At 39.5% G+C, this 20,216-nt stretch carries 16 protein-coding genes; 4 read left to right on the forward strand and 12 right to left on the reverse strand.

What is annotated here, in order from left to right:
• The first annotated feature begins 87 nt into the window (after positions 1-87).
• Positions 88-2,820, forward strand: coding sequence for a putative LPS assembly protein LptD (locus tag AC0L7T_RS24010; RefSeq protein ID WP_473343399.1), 2,733 nt, complete (start codon positions 88-90; stop codon positions 2,818-2,820).
• Positions 2,821-2,892: 72 nt separating this feature from the next.
• Here the strand turns inward: AC0L7T_RS24010 and AC0L7T_RS24015 are convergent, their stop codons facing one another.
• From AC0L7T_RS24015 to AC0L7T_RS24055, 9 genes are all read right to left on the reverse strand, one after another.
• The gene (locus tag AC0L7T_RS24015) at positions 2,893-4,110 is read right to left on the reverse strand and encodes an arginine deiminase (RefSeq protein WP_473338977.1); all 1,218 of its coding nucleotides are present in this window, start codon (positions 4,108-4,110) and stop codon (positions 2,893-2,895) included.
• Between the two features lie 57 nt (positions 4,111-4,167).
• Complete coding sequence (locus AC0L7T_RS24020; RefSeq protein WP_473338978.1) at positions 4,168-5,016, reverse strand: prephenate dehydrogenase; 849 nt, start codon at positions 5,014-5,016, stop codon at positions 4,168-4,170.
• A complete protein-coding gene (locus AC0L7T_RS24025) occupies positions 5,013-6,173 on the reverse strand; it encodes a pyridoxal phosphate-dependent aminotransferase (protein WP_473338979.1) in 1,161 nt (386 codons plus the stop codon). The genes AC0L7T_RS24020 and AC0L7T_RS24025 overlap by 4 nt, the downstream gene beginning before the upstream one ends.
• The gene (locus AC0L7T_RS24030) at positions 6,173-6,988 is read right to left on the reverse strand and encodes a prephenate dehydratase (protein WP_473338981.1); all 816 of its coding nucleotides are present in this window, start codon (positions 6,986-6,988) and stop codon (positions 6,173-6,175) included. Before AC0L7T_RS24030 ends, AC0L7T_RS24025 begins: the two co-directional genes overlap by 1 nt.
• Before the next feature lie 113 nt (positions 6,989-7,101).
• Positions 7,102-8,331 (reverse strand): 3-phosphoshikimate 1-carboxyvinyltransferase, encoded by a 1,230-nt coding sequence (locus AC0L7T_RS24035; RefSeq protein WP_473338983.1) that lies wholly within the window; start codon positions 8,329-8,331, stop codon positions 7,102-7,104.
• Between the two features lie 59 nt (positions 8,332-8,390).
• The gene (aroB, locus tag AC0L7T_RS24040; protein WP_473338984.1) at positions 8,391-9,428 is read right to left on the reverse strand and encodes a 3-dehydroquinate synthase; all 1,038 of its coding nucleotides are present in this window, start codon (positions 9,426-9,428) and stop codon (positions 8,391-8,393) included.
• 240 nt (positions 9,429-9,668) lie between these two features.
• Complete coding sequence (locus AC0L7T_RS24045) at positions 9,669-10,775, reverse strand: chorismate mutase (RefSeq protein ID WP_473338985.1); 1,107 nt, start codon at positions 10,773-10,775, stop codon at positions 9,669-9,671.
• A 496-nt stretch (positions 10,776-11,271) separates the two neighbouring features.
• Positions 11,272-12,630, reverse strand: a complete 1,359-nt coding sequence (locus AC0L7T_RS24050; RefSeq protein ID WP_473338987.1) for a hypothetical protein — start codon at positions 12,628-12,630, stop codon at positions 11,272-11,274.
• Positions 12,627-13,691, reverse strand: a complete 1,065-nt coding sequence (locus tag AC0L7T_RS24055) for a nucleoside hydrolase (RefSeq protein WP_473338988.1) — start codon at positions 13,689-13,691, stop codon at positions 12,627-12,629. Before AC0L7T_RS24055 ends, AC0L7T_RS24050 begins: the two co-directional genes overlap by 4 nt.
• A gap of 216 nt (positions 13,692-13,907) precedes the next feature.
• Here AC0L7T_RS24055 and AC0L7T_RS24060 point away from each other — a divergent pair, with 216 nt between their 5' ends.
• Together AC0L7T_RS24060 and lysS are read left to right on the forward strand one after the other, a co-directional pair.
• Complete coding sequence (locus AC0L7T_RS24060) at positions 13,908-15,098, forward strand: proline dehydrogenase family protein (RefSeq protein ID WP_473338989.1); 1,191 nt, start codon at positions 13,908-13,910, stop codon at positions 15,096-15,098.
• A 17-nt stretch (positions 15,099-15,115) separates the two neighbouring features.
• Positions 15,116-16,837 carry a lysine--tRNA ligase gene (gene lysS, locus AC0L7T_RS24065; RefSeq protein ID WP_473338991.1) on the forward strand — a complete coding sequence of 574 codons (1,722 nt, stop codon included), beginning with the start codon at positions 15,116-15,118 and terminating at the stop codon, positions 16,835-16,837.
• 95 nt (positions 16,838-16,932) lie between these two features.
• Here the strand turns inward: lysS and AC0L7T_RS24070 are convergent, their stop codons facing one another.
• The gene (locus AC0L7T_RS24070; RefSeq protein WP_473338992.1) at positions 16,933-17,415 is read right to left on the reverse strand and encodes a DinB family protein; all 483 of its coding nucleotides are present in this window, start codon (positions 17,413-17,415) and stop codon (positions 16,933-16,935) included.
• 155 nt (positions 17,416-17,570) lie between these two features.
• On the opposite strand from AC0L7T_RS24070, the gene AC0L7T_RS24075 reads away from it, so the two are divergent.
• Positions 17,571-18,542, forward strand: a complete 972-nt coding sequence (locus AC0L7T_RS24075; RefSeq protein WP_473338993.1) for a helix-turn-helix transcriptional regulator — start codon at positions 17,571-17,573, stop codon at positions 18,540-18,542.
• A gap of 24 nt (positions 18,543-18,566) precedes the next feature.
• Here the strand turns inward: AC0L7T_RS24075 and AC0L7T_RS24080 are convergent, their stop codons facing one another.
• Both AC0L7T_RS24080 and AC0L7T_RS24085 read right to left on the reverse strand, forming a co-directional pair.
• Positions 18,567-18,941: a VOC family protein gene (locus tag AC0L7T_RS24080; protein ID WP_473338995.1), complete on the reverse strand. Its 375-nt coding sequence runs from the start codon at positions 18,939-18,941 to the stop codon at positions 18,567-18,569.
• An 87-nt stretch (positions 18,942-19,028) separates the two neighbouring features.
• Entirely contained in the window at positions 19,029-20,060 is a 1,032-nt protein-coding gene (locus tag AC0L7T_RS24085) for a sugar phosphate isomerase/epimerase family protein (RefSeq protein WP_473338997.1), read from the reverse strand.
• Positions 20,061-20,216: the final 156 nt, after the last annotated feature.

Raw genomic sequence — 20,216 nt, forward strand, 5'->3', positions numbered from 1 at the left:
CCTTAACTTTACTGAAAATTTAATGATTTTTATAGCAAACATAAATAATTGGTGCAGATAATTAAGAACGTTTTTCTTTCCATCTGTATGCTCACCTTCTTTGGGCATACTGTCCTGGCCCAGGAACCCGGCAATGAAAGAACTTCTGAACTAGAACTTACATCTCCTGACACCTTGGGGAATCCCGAAGTCAGCCGAGACACGTTAATGCCAGTACTTCCAGACAGCATACTTACTATCACTGCTGCTGATTTGGATTCAACGCTGAATCAACCAAAAAGTGATATTCAAACCACAATCAATTATTACGCCGAAGACAGTATAATCACTGACTTTGCGCAAAATAAAGTATTTCTTTACAAAGGTGCATGGTTTGAGTATGGAAATATACGGCTGGACGCAGATTATATCGCAATTGATTGGAAAAAAAATGAACTCTACGCCTCAGGATTGAAAGACAGTCTCGGTGTGGCACAAGGGACCCCAATGTTTAAAGAGGGCAATAGTGTGTATGAAATCCGTAAGGAGATGCGCTATAACTTTAAAAGTCAAAAGGCCATTATCTCGGATGTGGTCACGCAACAGGACGAGGGCCTTCTCCGTGGAGCGATTGTAAAAAAAGACAATGATGGCTCAGTTTATTTGAGTAAAGGCTTTTATACCACCTGTGACCTGGTGGAACCACACTGGCACATTTCCTCCTCCAAAATCAAATCGGTCCGTGGAAAGCACATTATTTCCGGACCATTTAATTTGTATTTCAACAATATCCCTACACCATTGGGCCTTCCTTTTGGCGTAATTCCCGATACTCCTGAAGAAAAAACATCTGGGATAATTTTTCCTTCCTATGGCGAAGAACAACTAAGAGGTTTCTTCCTGAGGGATTTCGGCTATTATTTTGCGTTCAATGATTATGTGCACACCCGGGTGACAGGTGAAGTGTATTCTAAAGGTGGATATGGCTTGAAGACGGCCTCTAATTACAATAAAAGATACCGGTACAAAGGAGGATTAAATATTGATTACCAGAAATTTCAAAGCCCGGAAACAGCTGAAACCCCTTTGGAATACAATGCTTTCTGGTTTAGGTGGAACCACACACCCGAGACCCGAGGCAATTCCAGGTTCTCTGCTTCAGCTAATTTTGGCACCAAGTCCTACAATGACAATATCCTTAATCAGGGAAATTTCCAGCAAAATCAGCAGTCAGATTTCTCTTCTAATATCTCTTATAGCAAAACATTTACGGGAACACCTTTTAGCATGTCTGCCAACTTGAGGCATTCTCAAAATCAGGTAACTGACGAAGTGAATTTGCTCCTGCCAGATGTGGCGATCAATATGAATAGGCAAAATCCTTTTAGAAATATAAAATTCGAGCCCCTTAAGACATTAAATCTATCTTGGAATTTTAATGCCCAAAACTCTATTAATAATAGGATTACAACTGAATTGGGCGTTGATCCAGGGCTTCAGCAAGAATTGGAGGAATTGGGAGCAACCTCCACTCCAAATGTGATTCCGTTTACTATTGAAAATATCCCTCAACTGCTTAGAGATGCTGATAACGGCTTTAAAAACACGGTCCCTATATCCTCAAACTTTAGCCTATTTCGGTTTTTTACAGGCACTGCCTCAATGAACTTCACGGAGCTGTGGTACCTGGACAAAATCAATTATTATTACAATCCTGAAGAAGAACGATTGGATCAAATTCTGGAAAGTGGCTTTAACAGAGTAAATTATTACCAAAGTTCTTTTAACCTCTCTACCAATGTTTATGGCTTTTACACCTTCAAGAAAGGTTCTAAAATAGAAGCCATAAGGCACCACATGCAACCTACTTTTGGTTTCAGCAGTACTCCTGATTTTTCCGATCCTAAATACGGGTATTATCAGGAAGTACAAACGGATGCCAGCGGAACCCTTCGGCGCTTATCTCGTTTTCAGGGTTTTATCTATGGCGGTGCTCCATTGGGCGAGTCAAAATCCCTGAGCATCAATATAAAAAACACTTTGGAAGCAAAACTTAAGACAGAAAGTGATACTGCAGAAACCACAACCAAGAAAATACCCCTCCTGCAATCACTTAACATATCTACCAATTACAACTTTGCAGCAGATTCATTTAACCTTTTGCCATTCACTATCAGTACCAGAACTTCATTATTTGATAAAAAGCTTTCTGTCAATCTTAGCTCTACACTTGACCCATATGCTACTGCCACATTTACTAACGGTGAAGAGGTGACAACACGAAAAATAAACGAGTTTGCCTGGAAGAAGGGTCAAGGAATAGGCGCCATCAGAAGAGCCTCTTTAAATATCAATGGAAGCATTAACCCAAGTAAAACAGAGCAATCACCCGGTGAAGTACGTGACGAACTGACTGATGAATTTCTAAATCAAGGTGGTCAAATGAATGATTTTGTAGAAAATGAAATCAATCGAATAGCCAATGACCCGAGCCAGTACATCGATTGGTCGATTCCCTGGAACATGACTTATAGTTATAACCTGAGTTACAGTAAGGCCGCCTCAGGAACTAAAAATGTCACCCAAGCAATAAACATTTCAGGTGATCTAAGCCTGTCTGATAAATGGAAAATCAACTTTACCAGTGGTTACGATCTTTCTACTGCTAAGATCACAAATACCATGGTAGGAATCGCGAGGGACCTACATTGTTGGCAATTGAATGCGAATTGGGTGCCTTTCGGGAAATTCACTTCCTACAGCATAGATATTCGGGTAAAATCAAATATCCTTCGTGACCTTAAAGTATCCAGAAGAAGGTCCTTCTTCGATAGTTTTTAATCCCTACGCTATTACTGAGTCACTAAAAAGGTATGGTAACCCTTTGTAAAATCATTGGCGCTTTTTAGTAGCTTATAAAATTACCTCCCTGGCAATCGGTAGACTCATACACCTTGGCCCACCCAAACCTCGAGAAAGTTCCGAAGAAGGCATTTCCAAAACTTCTATACCATATTCTCTCAATGCTTGATTGGTGTGTTTGTTTCGATTGTAGGAAATAACCTTTCCAGGCCCAATGGTAAATACGTTGGCTCCATCAAACCATTGCTCTCTCAGGGCATATTCCTGGTTTACCTTGTCGGTACCAATTATTTCCAAATCAGGAATTTCCATTCTAAGTACTTCTCTTAAGGGTTTCTTTAAAACAGTTCTTTTGATGTTAACCTGTTCACTGTCTTCTTCTTTTCGAGTATATACCGAAATGCGCTGAACAGCTTGAAGCGCATCTGGATAAGTTAGGACCCTGTTTTTATCCAAAATAGTAAATACGGTATCCAAATGCATGAAATTTCTTTTCTTGGGCAAATGTATCTCATAAACTCTTTCAATTCGCCCATCAGCAATGAGGTTTTTGGCCACATGGTATACGGCCTTTTCGTCTGTTCTTTCTGAACATCCAATGGCTACAGCTTTATCTGACAAAATAATCACATCTCCCCCTTCTATTGATGGCGTGTGATTGTGGGTAGTCATGGGATATACTTGTTGAATTTTATCCTTAAATAAAGAGTGATTCTCAAATATTTTCCTTACCATATTGGCTTCCCTTTGTCGTTGATCCAAGCGCATACTGGAAAAAACCATGCCTCCTGGCAAAATGGCAGCAGTATCCCGCTGGAAATACAAATTGGGACAAGGGGGAATCAAAAATGCCAGGTCTAAAAGATCAGCCAATGCCGCAGCACTAACTCTTCCCCTAACTTCATGCACTTTTATGCCTGCGATTAAAGCTTGAACACATTGCTCCTGGCTGAGTACCCCGAGCAGCTCTTCGCTCAAATGCTCCAATCTAGAAACAGCAAGTGCTTCCCGTATCAAGTCATTTCTTAATAAGTTGTCTTCAAGAATATCACCCAATAATTTGTCGAAAAAATAAACTTGAGCGCCACATTGTTCACTGATAAGCTGGGTAAAAACATCATGCTCTCGCTGCATTTCTTCCAGATAAGGAACATCCTCAAATAACAACAGGTGCTTGTTGTAGGGCGTTAATCGATCAATCTCACGTCCAGGTCGATGAACTAGTACTTCTTTTAATGTCGCGAATTCAGAGTTAATGGTCAAATGCATATTCACCAATTTACAACAAAACCACAATTAATGAACTATTAATACCATTTTTTCAATTTATTCTTTAAAATCTAGAATATCTCTGATTCTATTGGCCTCTCTCATATCTGCTTTCAAACCTTCAATGTCATCTTCAGCTATTCTATTCCTGAAGGCTGTCAAATGTTCAATGTAGCTATCAAAAGCTTCCAAAACATTGGTTTTATTTTCTAAAAAAATTGGCCCCCACATTTCAGGAGAACTTTTTGCCAGTCTGACCGTGGAGGTAAACCCACTTCCAGCCATGTCTAGAATATTTCTCTCATCTGCTGTTTTATCAATAACAGTCTTTCCCAACACAAAGGATGTCGCATGAGAAAGGTGAGAAACAAAGGCCAGGTGAAGATCATGGTCTTTTGGATCCATAAAGCGTAACCGAAGATTTAGGGCATCAAAAATTTCATAAGCCATACCCTTAAGGTGAACATCTGTCTTCTCCATTTCGCAAATGATCATTACATTCCCATCGAAAAGATCCTCTTGGGCAGCTCTGGGGCCTGAGTTTTCAGTGCCCGCAATGGGATGCACAGCGAGAAACTGTGCCCTTTTGGGATGCTGACTCATTTGGCGACAAAGTTGGTCTTTTGTAGAACCGAAATCCATCACTAATGTTTTCTCTCCTACTTGATCTAGCGTCTTTTCTAAAAGCGCAAATAAAGTATCAACAGGGGTTGCCAGAATCACAATATCAGTATCCTTGTCCGGTACAGCAAGGCTTTTGGATATAAGTTGCATGTCCAAAGCAAGGTCCATGTTTACACTGTCTGAATCAAAACCAGTGATCTCTAATTCAGGATATATTTTCTTGGCTGCCAGTGCGAAAGAACCACCCAGCAGGCCCAGCCCTATGATATGTATTTTTTTCATGGCGTTTTATAATTTTTTAATCTTGTTATTGCTTCATTAATTTTATCTTCACCTATACACAATGAAAAACGAACGTATGAAGCGCCTTTGCTACCAAATATTAATCCCGGAGTAATGAAAATATCGTATTCATAAAGCAGTTGATCCACAAGATCAGTGGCTGTTATGTCATCTGAAACTTTCCCCCAAACAAATAAGCCAACTGCATCCTCCTGAACTTCAAGCTGCAATAACTTGGCCATTTTCAATACGAGTGCTCTCCTCCTTGCATAAATTTTGTTCATAGAGTGTATCCAGGAACCATCTAGTTTTAAAGCAGCAACAGCCCCCTCCTGAATTCCCAAAAACATTCCCGAATCCATGTTGCTCTTTACTCTCAAAACGGCATCAAGGTAATCACTCCTCCCAGCCAACATTCCCACTCTCCAACCCGGAATATTGAAAGTTTTGCTTAAAGAATTTAACTCCAGAGCATGATCTTTGGCACCGGATATTTCCAATAAACTTTTTGGCTCTTCATTCAATATGAAGCTATAAGGATTGTCGTGAACCAGGAGAATATTGTGTGTTTTCGCAAATTCCACAAGCTTTATAAACAAGGACTCGCTTCCCTTTGCACCGGTAGGCATGTGGGGATAATTGACCCACATCAATTTAACCTTTGAAAGATCCATTTCAGCCAATGCTTTCCAGTCCGGTTCCCAATTATCGTTCTCATTAAGTGAATAATACACAGGTATGGCATTCAGCAATTTGGTCACAGAGGTGTAAGTAGGGTATCCTGGATTGGGAACCAAAACCTCATCTCCCTCATTCAGGAAAGCCATGGAAATGTGCATAATCCCTTCTTTAGAACCCATCAAAGGCAATACTTCTGAAGCAGGATCTAAAGACACGCCATAATTCTTGTCATAAAATGCTGCGATAGCATTTCTCAAAGCGGGAATACCCTGATAGGATTGGTATCCGTGTCCGGAGGCAGATTCGGCAGTGCGCTTCAACGCCTCTATCACGCTAGGATCGGGAGGCAAGTCTGGGCTACCAATGCCCATGTTGATTATAGGCCTTCCACTTTCTCTAAGTTTCTGTACCTCTTTAAGCTTTTTGGAGAAATAATACTCCTTAACTTCTCCTAATCTGTCAGAAAAACCTTTCATTATTTTCTACTTTGATAAGTTCCAAAAATCTTAACTGAACCAAAATCAGAAGCGATTTTATCCATCGCGTGATTAAATTGTTTAACATCAGAAATAAGGGTATCGATAAAAAAGGAATATTCCCAGGGTTTGCTCATTACTGGAATAGACTGAATTTTTGTCAAATCAAGGTCATTGTCACTTAAAATGGTTAGCATTTTGGCCAGACCTCCTTTTTGATTTTTTATCGTAATTTTCAAGCTTGCTTTTGTAGGGAAAGCCATGCTTATGGGTTTCTCCTTTTGAAGAATGATAAATCGGGTGAAATTATTCTTCACCGTTTGAATATCCTCGGCCAACAACTCCAATCCATAAAACTCCGCTGCCTTTATACTGGCCACTGCAGCTAATCCTTTGATTTTTTGTTCTGAGATGATCTTGGCTACATATGCTGTATCAACATCGTCTAATGGGTTTATGGACGGGTGATTGGCGAAGAAGGTTTTGCATTGCAACAGGGCCATGGGATGAGATCTGGCTTCTGTAATATCAGATAACTTCTGACCTGGCAATGCCATTAAATTGTGAGAAATGGGCAAATAGTATTCATCGGTGATAAAAAGTTCATGCCGATCTATTATATCATAATTAGGCAATATAGCTCCTGCAATAGAATTCTCAATGGCCATTACTGCCACATCCACAACCTGATTCTCAACACTTTTGGCTACTTCTTCAAAAGTATTATAACCAAACACTTCAATATTCTCCCCAAAATATTGTTGGGCCACCTGGTGATGAAAAGAACCCAGAACGCCCTGTATTGCTATTTTCATTTTCTTTTCCAAAATCTATCTATTAAGTGGATTATACTGTAAAATCAGCTTATGCTCTCAGCTTTCCCTACCATAATTGCTCCTAGCTAGCGAGGAAAAAACATTGTGACGGATTATTCATTGATAAATTCTGGCTGAATATCCAATAAGGAACAATGCTTCCAGAAACTTGGATAAGATTTATTCACTACCTCTGGATCTTCTATTTCCAGCTTTGTTCTGGTTATCAGCGGCATGAATGCCATTGCCATCCTGTGATCATCATAGGTAGCAACGCTTACCGTGTCAGGAATATTCGTAGCAGGGACAAGGGTAAAAACACCTTCATTGCGTTCTTCAAGTAAAGCACCAATTTTTGCCAATTCTTTTTGTAGTGCATCAATTCGGTCTGTTTCTTTTATTCGCAAGCTTTCTAAGCCTGTGAAATCAGAGGTTTGTCCCGTAAGTGCGCAGGTAACTGCTACTGTCTGTGCCAAATCAGGACAATGGGTAAAGTCAAATGAAGGCAAACCGCTAATCGCTTTTTTCTTAAGGAGTATTCCATCACTTGTAAATTCACTCTCCACTCCCAACTTATCCATTATAGCAACGATCTTTGCGTCACCCTGTAGGCTTTCTGCTTTGAGACCTTTAAGAAATAATTCCCCAGAATCAGCACATGCCAATAAACTAAACCAATAACTGGCTCCTGACCAGTCGCTCTCTACTGAAAAAGTAGTGGGCTGGTATTTTCCAGGTTTAATTATAATCTTACTTCCTTCAAAAATATAATCAACACCGAAGGTCTTCATTAATTCCAGGGTCATGGTGATATAAGTCCTTGAACCAATTTTACCCGTGAGGTTAAGCACTAATCCTTCTGGAAGTAAAGGGGCATTCATCAATAAGGCTGAGATGTACTGGCTACTGACATCACCTCGAATTTCTATTTCCTTGGTTTTTTGACCAGAAAACCCTTCTATAGACAGAGGGGGATAACCTTCTTTTTCAAGGTAACTTATACTGGCTCCTATTTCTTTCAAGGCATCTACTAAAATACCTATAGGCCTTTCACACATTCGGGGAGTTCCCGTCATGGTTTTTTGTCTATTGTTTAGCGCTGCATATGCTGTCAAAAACCGCATAGTAGTCCCTGCATCCAACACATCATAAGTGTCCGGATCCTCTTTGAGTAGCCGAATCATGGTCTGCGTATCTCTGGCTTCAGCCAGATTGGAAAGTTTATTCTCTCCTTTGGTGAGGGCGTCGATAATCAAAACCCTATTGCTTTCACTTTTAGATGAAGGAAGTGGGATTTGAATTTGACCAAATGCGCGTTTTTTTGGCAGTACAATAGTATTCATGAATTATTTAAAGCTTAAAATTTGCAGGTTCAGAACGATTAAGGGGTATAGTTCAGCTTTCAATTTTCCAATTGATTGTAATATTCCAAGGCCTCTGTAATGGCTTCTTTTCCTACCACAATATTAAAATCGCAGTCTCCAATTCTTTTTAACAAGGAAAAATTAAGCACATTTCCTTCATTTTTCTTGTCCTGAAAACATAAGTCAATTATTGTATCAAAATCTTTTTCATCAATATGAACCTTCCCATATACTGCCAAAAGTTTTTGTTGAATTATTTCAAGCTGCTCCTTTGGCAATCTTAAAAATTTATGCGAAAGATACCCTTCAGCTACCATGCCTACAGCAATGGCTTCACCGTGAAGAAGATGTAAAGGTGTATCAAGATAATGTGACTCTACGGCATGGCCGATGGTATGTCCGAAATTCAGGATTTTTCTGAGGCCATCTTCCTTTGGGTCCTTTTCAACTACCTCTCTTTTGATCCCAACTGAAACAGAAATAATATCTTTCCAGGATTGATTTTGCCAATTTTCAGTTTTAAGGCTATTAAAGTAATTTTCATTCCTTATTAACCCATGTTTGATAACCTCTGCGTATCCTGAACGCAATTCGGGTTCAGGTAGCGTTCCTAAGAATTCTTCACTGATCAAAACCCCTTCAGGTTGGTTGAATACGCCGATATGATTTTTAAAACCCTTAAAGTCAATCCCTAACTTGCCACCAACACTGGCATCAACCTGGGAAAGCAGGGTAGTAGGTAAATTAATAAACCTTATGCCTCGCTTGTAGGTACTGGCACAAAAGCCTCCCATATCACCTGTTACTCCACCACCAATATTCAAAATCAGGGTCTTCCGGTCAAAACTATTCTCTGTCATCCATTCCCAGATACCCACACAGGTGTCGAGCGTTTTATGAACCTCCCCGGCTTCAAAAGCAAAACTGCTATGCTCAGGAAGATGATTTGAGATTAACGGGTAACAGTGTTTGATGGTATGGCTATCCATAATGACTCCTAGTTTGGAGTACTTTTTTGAATCGAGAAACCGAATCAAATCCTGTGCTATTCGGGAAGAAAATATAATTGTTTCCAAAATCTGTTTTTTTGTAAAGGTAAAAATTAAACCCGTCTTTATCCCTTAAAAGAATGGATTGAAAAAAGGTTATTTACCTCACTATTTCCAATCTCTGAATTTCAATCCCTTGAATCCGAAATAGGCAATTAACCCCTATCTCAGACTAAATTTACTTCACTTCCTACTACAAATACAAGGTTGTTAATAAATTTATGGACATCAATCAGTACTTATTTAAGAATAAAAACGGGCTTAACATCAAACTGATTTTTTTGCGGAAACGTCTTCCCTCAATTTTTTCTCTTGACGTTTAACAGACTCTTCATGAATACAATAAAGCAATTCTTTCATGAACTTTTCGCTAAGATTTTTCTCCATCCCTTTAGCTGTTCTGGATTCCATCACTTGCTTCCAACGATCTGCTTGAAAAACAATTAGGTTATTGTCTCTTTTGTGCTCACCAATTTGATCTATAATAGAAAATCTTTCTGCAAGAAGATCCATCAACTGATCGTCTAAATGATCTACAGCATTTCTAAGATCCTGTAATTTTTCTGAAGGATTTTCATTTTGAACTGGATGTTTGAAATCAATTTTGTCCAAAATCTCCCTAAGCTGCTGAGGTGTTACCTGCTGCTTGGCATCGCTCCACGCATTGTCAGGATCATGATGTGTTTCTATCATCAATCCGTCAAGACCGAAATTAATCGCTCGCTGAGCTGTTTCAAGTATCCCTTTTCTATTTCCTACAATATGACTAGGGTCATTGATGACTTGCATCCCTTTCCAAAGTCTTTTCAAATGAATAGGCATAGACCAATTTGGCTTATTACGGAACTTAGTGTCATAAGCATCACTGAATCCTCTATGTATGGCTGCAAGTTTGTTCACTCCCACTACCTGAAGTCTTTCCAAAGCCCCTCTCCAAAGTTCCAAATCAGGATTCATTGGGTTTTTTACCATTACAGGAATGTCAACACCTTTAAGGGCATCAGCGATTTCCTGAACAGCAAATGGATTTACCGTTGTTCTGGCACCTATCCAAAGAATATCCACGCCGTGTTTCAACGCTGATTCTACATGAGATGCATTCCCTACTTCTATAGTAATAGGAATATCAAGTTTCTCTCTAACGATTTCTAACCAACCCAATCCTTCTTCTCCAATACCTTCAAAACTTCCTGGCCTTGTTCTAGGCTTCCAGATTCCTGCTCTGAAAACGTCAGGGACAACATTGGCGGTGATCATGTCTGCGCAAACCTTTTCGATTTGCTCAGGAGTTTCTGCACTACAAGGTCCTGCGATAATCAGGTGCTCGTTGTTAAGCCCTAAACCCCAGTCTTTTGTTTGTAAGTGATTTTCCATTTCTGTATTCTCGGTTAAATATTAAAATAAAAAAGCCCGACTCTTTCGAATCGGGCTTCTATGTTTTTTATCTTTTTTTATTTTTTGTTAAGACAATACGCAGCTCCGATTCGACTTTGGGGACGAAAGTAAAAGTAAAAGAAGCTAAAGTAGGTAGCTGCGAAATTTTTCATGCGTCAAATGTAACCTATCCCCCTTTAAAAATCAAATAGTTATTGGTTTATTTCGCATTAAGTCTTGAATTTAAGCAGGTTTGTTCCATTAGATTAGCAAACTCATCTAACTTATTATTATAAATAACAAACAGTCAGGACTTTACGATATTTTATTATACTATTCACCTGAAGCAATTGTACTCTGGTAATTGAGCAAGATTTCCCCACAACCAGTAATTCATCAGGGATATACCCTATTCTCTTTCTTAAATATGGGCACTGGTAATGGCTGTTTTGTCAGGATATTACTATTCCGCTATTATTTCTTGAAGGATATCCAATTATTCCTCTCCTCCCAATATCTTTCTAAAAACAGCAAGTGGGCTTGCTACAGAGGTAAGGTAAACGGGGTTTTGGGTTGCGCCCGCCTTATCAAAGCATTCATAAGGCGCACCAAAAGCTGCTCCCTTTCTAAAATCATTTTCTATTAACTCATCTATGTATTCCGTCGCCAATTGTTTAGCAAGCTCAGGGCTGCTGTGATGAATGGCATAAGCCACCCAGCCGGTAGGAGTTCCCCAATAAGCGCCATTTTGATAGGTATTTTTCGCTGCTAAGGACTTTTCCCACACTTTGTTTTCATCAAAATCAAGGTTTGTAGGTACATGCCTGATATTCCCACGGTAGCTAATGGTCCCTTTTTTATAAGCTTCCGTCAAAACCTTACTAGCAGCGACAAGTTCTTCACCTTCTAAAACGCCCAAGTAAACCGCTAGGGAAGTTCCCCAAACATCCGGTTGGGCACTCAGTTTTGTGGACGCCTTTAAAAACCCACTGTCATCCCTGAAAACATTGGGTATGCTTTCCTTAATCGTTTTTGCTATTTGCTGGTATTTCACGACTAGCTCTGGGCGATTCATAATTGAGAAAAGCGCTGACATTTCCAGGGCAGCCCTGTACTTAAGCAGAGATGGATACAGTAACTCCCCTGTGAGTTCAATCGCATCCCTAAACCCGAAATCTACACCTCTAAATTTCTCAGAGGCAAATACCAACTGGTTTTCTAAACCAGAAGGAGGAACGTGAAAAGCCAAAACCAATCTATCCATCAAACTTAAACCATTGATTTCTTCCGAGAGAATTGACATTCCCCCATTGGCTTTCACATAAGAATGAGCCATGTGGACAAACATAAACTGATCACCATAGGGAGGAAGGCTGCCCCATTTTTCTGTACCCTGAGCAGAAAAACTATACGTTCCCGGGAAATAAATGGGTAGACCATCATCTATTCTAATATGATCGGCAATCGCTCCCACAGGAATCATACTTCCTCCTGAGGTAATCCATGTTTGAGTTGCTTGCGTTTGAGCTGTGAGCAACAACATGTGTTTTTGTTCTGCCAGCGAAACCAGCCCAGTTTCCAAGGCCATTGCATAGTCCCTTATCCAAAAAGAAGGGTAAGCATTTCTTCCTCCAGGCCTGATTAACATTCCGCCAGTATTATTTGCTCCAAAAGCATCAGATATAAATTGCTTTGGATAGATCCTGGAAGCTTCAAGAACGGCTTCTGTCAACTCTTCCAGGAATTCAAATTGATCATTTGATAAAATACTCTGCTTATCATGGATTTGACCTTGCAGCAAAAACGGGGAAGACAACATTAAACACCCCAAAAATAAAAAAACCGATTTTTTCATTCTGCAATCGAATTTTTGGGTCTAGCACTAATGGCTGAATTTAACTTGTCTGCAAATGCATTGTCAACCTCCTTTTGCTGTACTATAAAGTGGTGCAAAGGATTGACCGTGTCAGAAACCCATTTACTGCCCTTTTCTATATCAAAGGTTAACGCACCTGGCGCTAACTCCTCCAAAAATTCTCCCGTGCCCAGCACTGCGTAATAAACAGTAGCCAGATCCCAACTTGGCCTTTGATCCTTAATTCTTTTACTTTCCATATTCCAAAGCCAATCCCTATAAGCTGTCCTAAGAATATTTCCAGGGTTTAAAGCTTCGAGCGATTCTCCAGTAAACACTTTAGCTCCAGCATCCACAAAATAAGTAGGTTTGGGGAAATGGTCTATTAGGTAATCCGTATAGATAGCCGTATTGTTTCGGAAAAAATTCCAATCTTTCACCCCCACTCCTTCCTCATTGGATGCGCCTAATGCACCAAGTGCCACCCATCTTTTTACTTTTTGGGATACCAATTCTAAACCAGTCAATGGAGAATCATTACCTGGGGACGATTTAAGTAATTCAAATAAACCTTTGGTATGACCTATAGTAATATAGGTAACTGAGTTATCCGCTGCTTGTATCAATAGTTTTCGATTTAGGACAGTTTGCTCCATGGCATCATGGTTATGAATCAATTTATTTTTATAAGCAACGGTGTCTTTGGCGAGCTTCTCAGCATGCATTTTATCCTTCGGATCCCCAAAGCTCAGGTCATGACTGGCACCAACCGGTATTTCAGGTCTCCCATAGTAAACGTTGATGGCATCAATTACACCAACACCATAAGGGACTTTTCCAGAACTGTAGATCACCCCAAGAATTCCCACCTTCCCCTGGTCAGCAAAATGGTGCAATAATGCCATAGCCCCCACATCATCACAATCGGAACCCATATCTGTGTCCAGTATGATTTTCTCAGCCTGGCCTATTGAATCTTGACCATAGAGCAAAAAAGAAAGAAAAATTAAGCTACCGACTAATCTATAACTTGGAATGGTTTTCAAAATCATATTGTACATATAAGGTGAGCTTTGAACAAAAAAACACACTTTCTTCCTGATGACTATCGGAAGAGGCAGCATATCTCGTTTATTTTGGGTTATTTTTAATAAATTTAAAATTAGGCATTCTGAAATAGAAATCAAGCAGGTCAAATCTTTAGTTTAATGATAAAATCAAACTTTTAGCCCTGTCTTTAGTTGTTTTTTTGATATCTTTGCGCACTGAAAATGAGAATGAAACTTGGATTTTCCTTTGACAATCTAAAAATAGCTTTTGCTCATCTTAAGACAAGCGATCTAAAAAGAAAGCAAAAGTTGTATAGATTGATGAATTACCCTTTCATAGTAAAGATTGGAGTTTTCATAGCCAAAGTCTCCTTTCAATTTGGGTTACCTATTAAAGAATCACTAAAACGAACAATCTTCAAGCAGTTTTGTGGTGGCGAAAGTTTTGAATCAAGTCTTAAAACCATTGATAAACTTGGTAAATATGGAGTTTATTCGGTTTTGGATTATTCAGTTGAAGGCAAAGAGGAGGAAAGCATCCTGGAAGCGACGATGAAGGAAATTCTTAATACAATCCAAAAAGCCATGGCAAACCCTTTATTACCTTTTGCGGTCTTTAAGGTATCAGGAATTGCTTCTACTTCAATAATGACCAAGGTTCAGACTAATGGAAAGCTCTACCGGGAAGAAGAGAAAAGATTTGATGCCGCAAGAGAAAGGTTTTTTTTACTATGTAAGGCCGCAGCCGATTCAGATGTGAAACTCATGGTGGATGGAGAAGAAAGCTGGTTTCAAAACATTACTGATAGCTGGACGCTTGAAGCCATGAAATTGTACAATAAGGAAGAGGCAATACTATATAACACCTTTCAGATGTACCGAAAAGGCATGGAGGAAAGGTTAAAAGATGCTCATCATGAAGCAGTAGCCAATGGTTTTTACTTAGGAGCTAAACTGGTTAGAGGAGCTTATATGGAAAAAGAAAGGAAGAACGCCAGAAAAAAAGGATATCCAGACCCCATTCATCCAACAAAAGGAGCAACAGATAGTGCTTTCAATAATGCGCTAAAGTTTTGCGTCAATAATAAACAGAGAATTTACCTTGTTAGCGGCTCCCATAATGAACTAAGCAACACACTATTTGCAAAATTAATTGACTCTCAAGGGTTTGAAAGGTCAGATCCGAGGTTTTATTTCTCCCAGCTATATGGGATGAGTGACCACATAAGTTTCAACTTAGCCAAGGCAGGCTACAATGTAATCAAGTACCTTCCCTATGGCCCGGTAAGAGAGGTACTTCCTTACCTGGGTAGAAGAATTAATGAAAATTCAGGAATTTCCGGACAAGCCAATAGGGAACAAATACTGGTCAAAAAGGAAATATTAAGAAGAAAAAAACTAAAGAACTTCCAAAAATAGCATAACTGACATTATCCATGCAATTACTGAACGAACAGGAGATAGAAAGAAGAAAAGACCGGGAAGCATTAATTAACCTGGGAATTGATCCATACCCCGCCCTCTCTTACCCTATAAATGCCACAGCGGCAGACATTCATCAAAATTACCAAAATCGTAAAAACGATTACAAAGCCATAACCATCGCGGGAAGGCTTATGACCAGAAGGATCATGGGTTCTGCCAGCTTTGCAGAAATACAAGACAGTACTGGCAGGCTACAGATTTACGTTAGGAGAGATGACCTTTGTCCAGATGAGGATAAAACCCTTTACAATACGGTATTTAAAAAACTTTTAGGAATCGGGGATTTTATTGGTCTAAAAGGATTCATTTTCACCACCCAAACTGGAGAAATCTCTTTGCATGTTCAGGAATTCATCTTATTGGCCAAATCAGTAAAACCACTTCCTATAGTCAAACGAGACGATGAAGGCCATGTATTTGATGGGTTTACGGATCCGGAACTAAGGTACAGACAACGCTACGTGGATCTTATCGTGAACCCGGAAGTAAAAGAAACCTTTGTCACACGGTCCAAAATCATTTCCACCATGCGGAGGTATTTTGATGACCATGGCTGGATGGAAGTGGAGACACCAATATTACAACAGGTTCACGGAGGTGCAGCAGCTAAGCCCTTTGAAACACACCACAATGCATTGGACACTCCTTTATTTTTAAGAATAGCCAATGAGCTTTATTTAAAGCGATTGATCGTTGGTGGTTTTGAGGGTGTTTATGAAATAGGTAAAATGTTTCGTAACGAAGGCATGGACAGAACCCATAATCCTGAGTTCACCTCTATGGAGATCTATGTCGCCTACAAGGATTATATCTGGATGATGGAAATGGTTGAGAACCTAATTTCACAGATTGCAACCAAAGTATTGGGTACGACTCAAGCAAAAGTTGGCGACAAGGTGATTGAATTTGAAGGGCCATACAGGCGTTTGTCCATGTTTGAATCCATCGAGGAGTATACTGGCATAGACGTCAGCCAAATGGATGAAAAAGGCTTGAGAGAAGTTTGTAAGGAGATGGGGATTGAGGTCGATGAAAGCATGGGTAAGGGTAAATTGATCGATGAGATCTTTGGTGAAAAAGTAGAAGAGCACTTGATCCAACCTACCTATATTACAGACTATCCGATAGAGATGACTCCGCTTGCTAAAAAGCATCGGTCCAAACCAGGTCTAGTGGAAAGATTTGAATTGTTTGTCAATGGCAAAGAGATCGCCAATGCCTATACGGAGTTAAATGATCCAATAGACCAAAGAGAGCGATTTGAAGACCAGCTCAAATTAGCCCAAAGGGGGGATGATGAAGCCATGGCCATGGATGAAGATTTTCTCCGGTCACTGGAATATGGCATGCCTCCTACTTCCGGATTGGGTATAGGAATAGACCGGCTTTGCATGATGCTCACCAATCAAAGCACCATTCAGGAAGTTTTATTCTTTCCACAAATGAAACCGGAGAAAAAAGTAAAAGTAGCTACAGATGAGGACTTTATTGGGATTGGTATCCATCCGGGTCTTGTTCCGGCTATCAGAGAACTTAACATCCACACCATTGAACAACTTAAAGGAATGAACCCTAACAAGCTTTTCAATGATGTTTGTGGTAAAAAGAAAAAATTGAAGTTGGAAGTACCCAACCCCAGCAAGGAAGAGGTCGCTAACTGGATAAACGGTTAAATGGAAAGCCCGAAGCAATTATTGCTTCGGGCTTTTTTATGTCCTAATTATAAGACTTAATAGAATGGCTGTCCCTTAGTTCAGTCCCAAGTCCTCTAGTGTTTCCAGAAATTAGGTGGCACTATCCCCAATGCACGCAAATACACATAGCCCTGTCCTCTATGGTGCACTTCATTGTCAATAAAATACATCAAAGAACAATAGACCTTGTTTTCATACTGGCCAAAAGCTTTCACCGTATCCTGAAAATCTTCAGCGGAAAGCTTTGGAAACCATTCGTTTATTTCAATTGTAGCCTGATCCCATAGTTCCAATAATTTTTCTTTGCTTGCTTCTACCCCATGCTCTTCTTTTAGCGGTTCCCATTCTCTGGTAACCAATCCTTTGATTCCCGGTCCTGCTATTCCTATTAATTCCTGGGCCATTTCCCCAAAAGGCCGCATCTCTCCCAAGGTAAATTGAAAAAGTTGCTTTTCAGGAAATGCCTCAATTACCCGACGTGTAAGTCCCCGGTGTCCTTGCCAGTGTTTTAAAAGTTGCTCTTGTGAAATGATCATTTGAAGTTCATTGGTTTGCATAATAGAAGTATTTTAAAGTGAATAATGAATCCTTATGACAAACTTAGTCACCGCTAGTGACAGCCCTATGTCAGTAGATTTAGAAAAATTCAGCACATGGGCAAATGTTTTTTTAATGTAAAAATTTCACTAGTTTTAATTGTACTCATTCCTCCATGAATAGATTAAACCGCCTTACAGCCATCCTCACTCAGTTACAGAGTAAAAGGCACATCACCGCTGAAGAAATAGCAAAAAGATTTGAAATAAGTCTTAGGACAGTCTATAGAGATATCAGGGCACTTGAAGAAGCCGGAGTACCCTTGACAAGTGAGATGGGCAAAGGATATGCCTTGGTAGAAGGGTACAGACTTCCACCAGTAATGTTTGATGAAAAGGAAGCTTATTCCTTATTATTGGCAGAAAAAGTAATAGAAAAATTTACGGACCGGGAAATCAGTCAACGTTTTCAATCTGCATTGATCAAAATTAAATCCGTACTTAAAGGCCATCAAAAATTAGCCTTAGATCATCTTGATGAACAGGTAGCTTTTTATAGCAAGGATATATATAAATCAACCGAAGATGAACAGGTGATTCAAGGGATTTTATCAGGCTTGGCTGACTACAGGGTTTTACAATTTAACTATACAAGCTTTCTCAAAGAAGAAAATACCAGCAGAGCAGTAGAACCAGTCGGTATGTACTATTCGAAAGAGAATTGGTACTTAATTGCCTTTTGCAAACTCAGAGAAGATTATAGGACTTTTAGGATCGATAGAATTCGAAATCTTGACATAAGTGAGGCAATTTTCAATACCAATCACCCTTCACTGAAATCCTATTTGAAAAAAATGGAGGAGGGGCATGAATTGACGAAAATAGTGATCCAAATGGACCCTTCCTTTGTCAAGTATATTGATACCCATAAATACAATCATGGCTTTGTAATGCAGGAAGATATTGGGCAAAAAGTGCAGCTTACTTTTATGGTTGGGTCTTTAGAGTATTTTGCTCGCTGGATCATCTCTTTGGCGGACATCATAACTGTCATTAGTCCAAAAGCACTTTCAGACAGGTTAGAAGTATTACTTACAACCATGATAAAAAAGCTAAAAGAGGATGAACAAGTTCATAACTCCAGTTGATTAAATAAATCCCACTTTATACAATCATGGTGCATGTTGGTCAATCAAAATAACATTTCCATCGGGATCTTTGACCATTATGCTTTCAGGCCCTTTACTATTTTCCTTAGCTTCCTTATCAAGTGTCAAACCTTGTTTCTTAAGTTCTTGTTGAATTTCTCTAACATCTTGATAATCCTCCAGAACATTGGCATCTGCATCCCACCCAGGATTAAAAGTCAAGATATTATTGTCAAACATCCCTTCAAAAAGACCAATTAAAGTGTCTCCATTTTTCATAATGAGGTAATGATTTTCCTCAGATCCTCCAAACTTTGAAAAGCCTAACTTTTCATAAAATTCTTTGGATGCTTTTATGTCTTTTACAGCAAGACTGACTGAGAATGCACCTAATTTCATAATTGATAAAATTTAACTTTAACAATCAATTTAAAAAGGTGGAGGATCTATTTGCAAACATAAATTCTCCACCCCATTTATAATATGCTATGCCAGTGACCTTCTACAATATTCAAGGCAGTTCTGAACTTCCTTAACAGCATCAGATCCTTCTGGCACCTTATATTCAAGCTCTATAGTAGCTGGAAATTTATACTTTCTGCTTTGGATTTCACTCAATAATTCTACAATAGGAGTATCTCCTTCGCCCCAAGGGAGGTTTTTTTGCCCATTTGCAAGCGTTTGACGGTCCTTGGTATGCATACTTAGGATACGCTTGTGGTGTTTTTGAAGTAGTTCAATAATATCTGTATAACCCGCAGCAATATAATGGCCTGCATCTAAATTTAAGGCATTATTGGGACTTTGTGCCAAGGCCGTATCCCAGAATGTTGGAGTCTGTTGCGTATGGCCATGATAGGCTACAGACATTTTATTTTCCTCTCCCATCTTACCCAATTTCAAGGTGCGTGCATCGTCAGCAGGGTGTTCTAAGGTCACATGAGAAGCTCCCAAGGCTCTTGCTGCTTTCATGCCATAGGCAATTTCCGCATCCGTATTGTTTCTCCCAAAAGCACTGGGCTTGAAAGCATAAATGCTCACGCCAGCATTCTTGTACATTTTCCTAAACTTCTCGAATTTTTTATAATCCGTTTTCGCCCGCCATTCTGCTACTGTAGCGGCATAAGCATCTGCCTCCTTCTGCAGTTCACCGAACTCCTTGGATTCATCAGCGGTAAATTGTCCACCATCCCTCTTTTTACGCCCCAATGCATTGAGTCTTCCCCGGTCCATATTTGATTCGGGGATACCTGCGAAGGTTTCAGCAGGGCCGCCCATTAGTTCTATGGCGCTAATACCACTATCGGTAACATATTTAAGCGTGGCTTCTGCACTTTGATCCGAAAGAGATCGGAAAGAATACGTAATGCACCCAATTTGAACGCCGTTAATTTTCGAATTCGGCTTATTGTAGTTTTTGATTATAGCTGGTGCTCCTTTAATCAGCGAAGTGGAAGCCAACGCAAGGCCTGCGGTACCTAAAACGGACTTTATTAAAAACGCTCTTCTATTTTTCATTGAATGGAAATTTAGGTTTAAACTGTAATATAAGAATTGACTGATTAATTATTATTCTTTTTGACTCAAAAACACTAAAAATCCTCCAAATAATTGCTGGAAAATTGACTGAATCAGGTACTTGTTCAAAATAACCGACAAAATTATTGGGAATGG

It is taken from the genome of Cyclobacterium sp. 10D3-21, assembly GCF_055809755.1.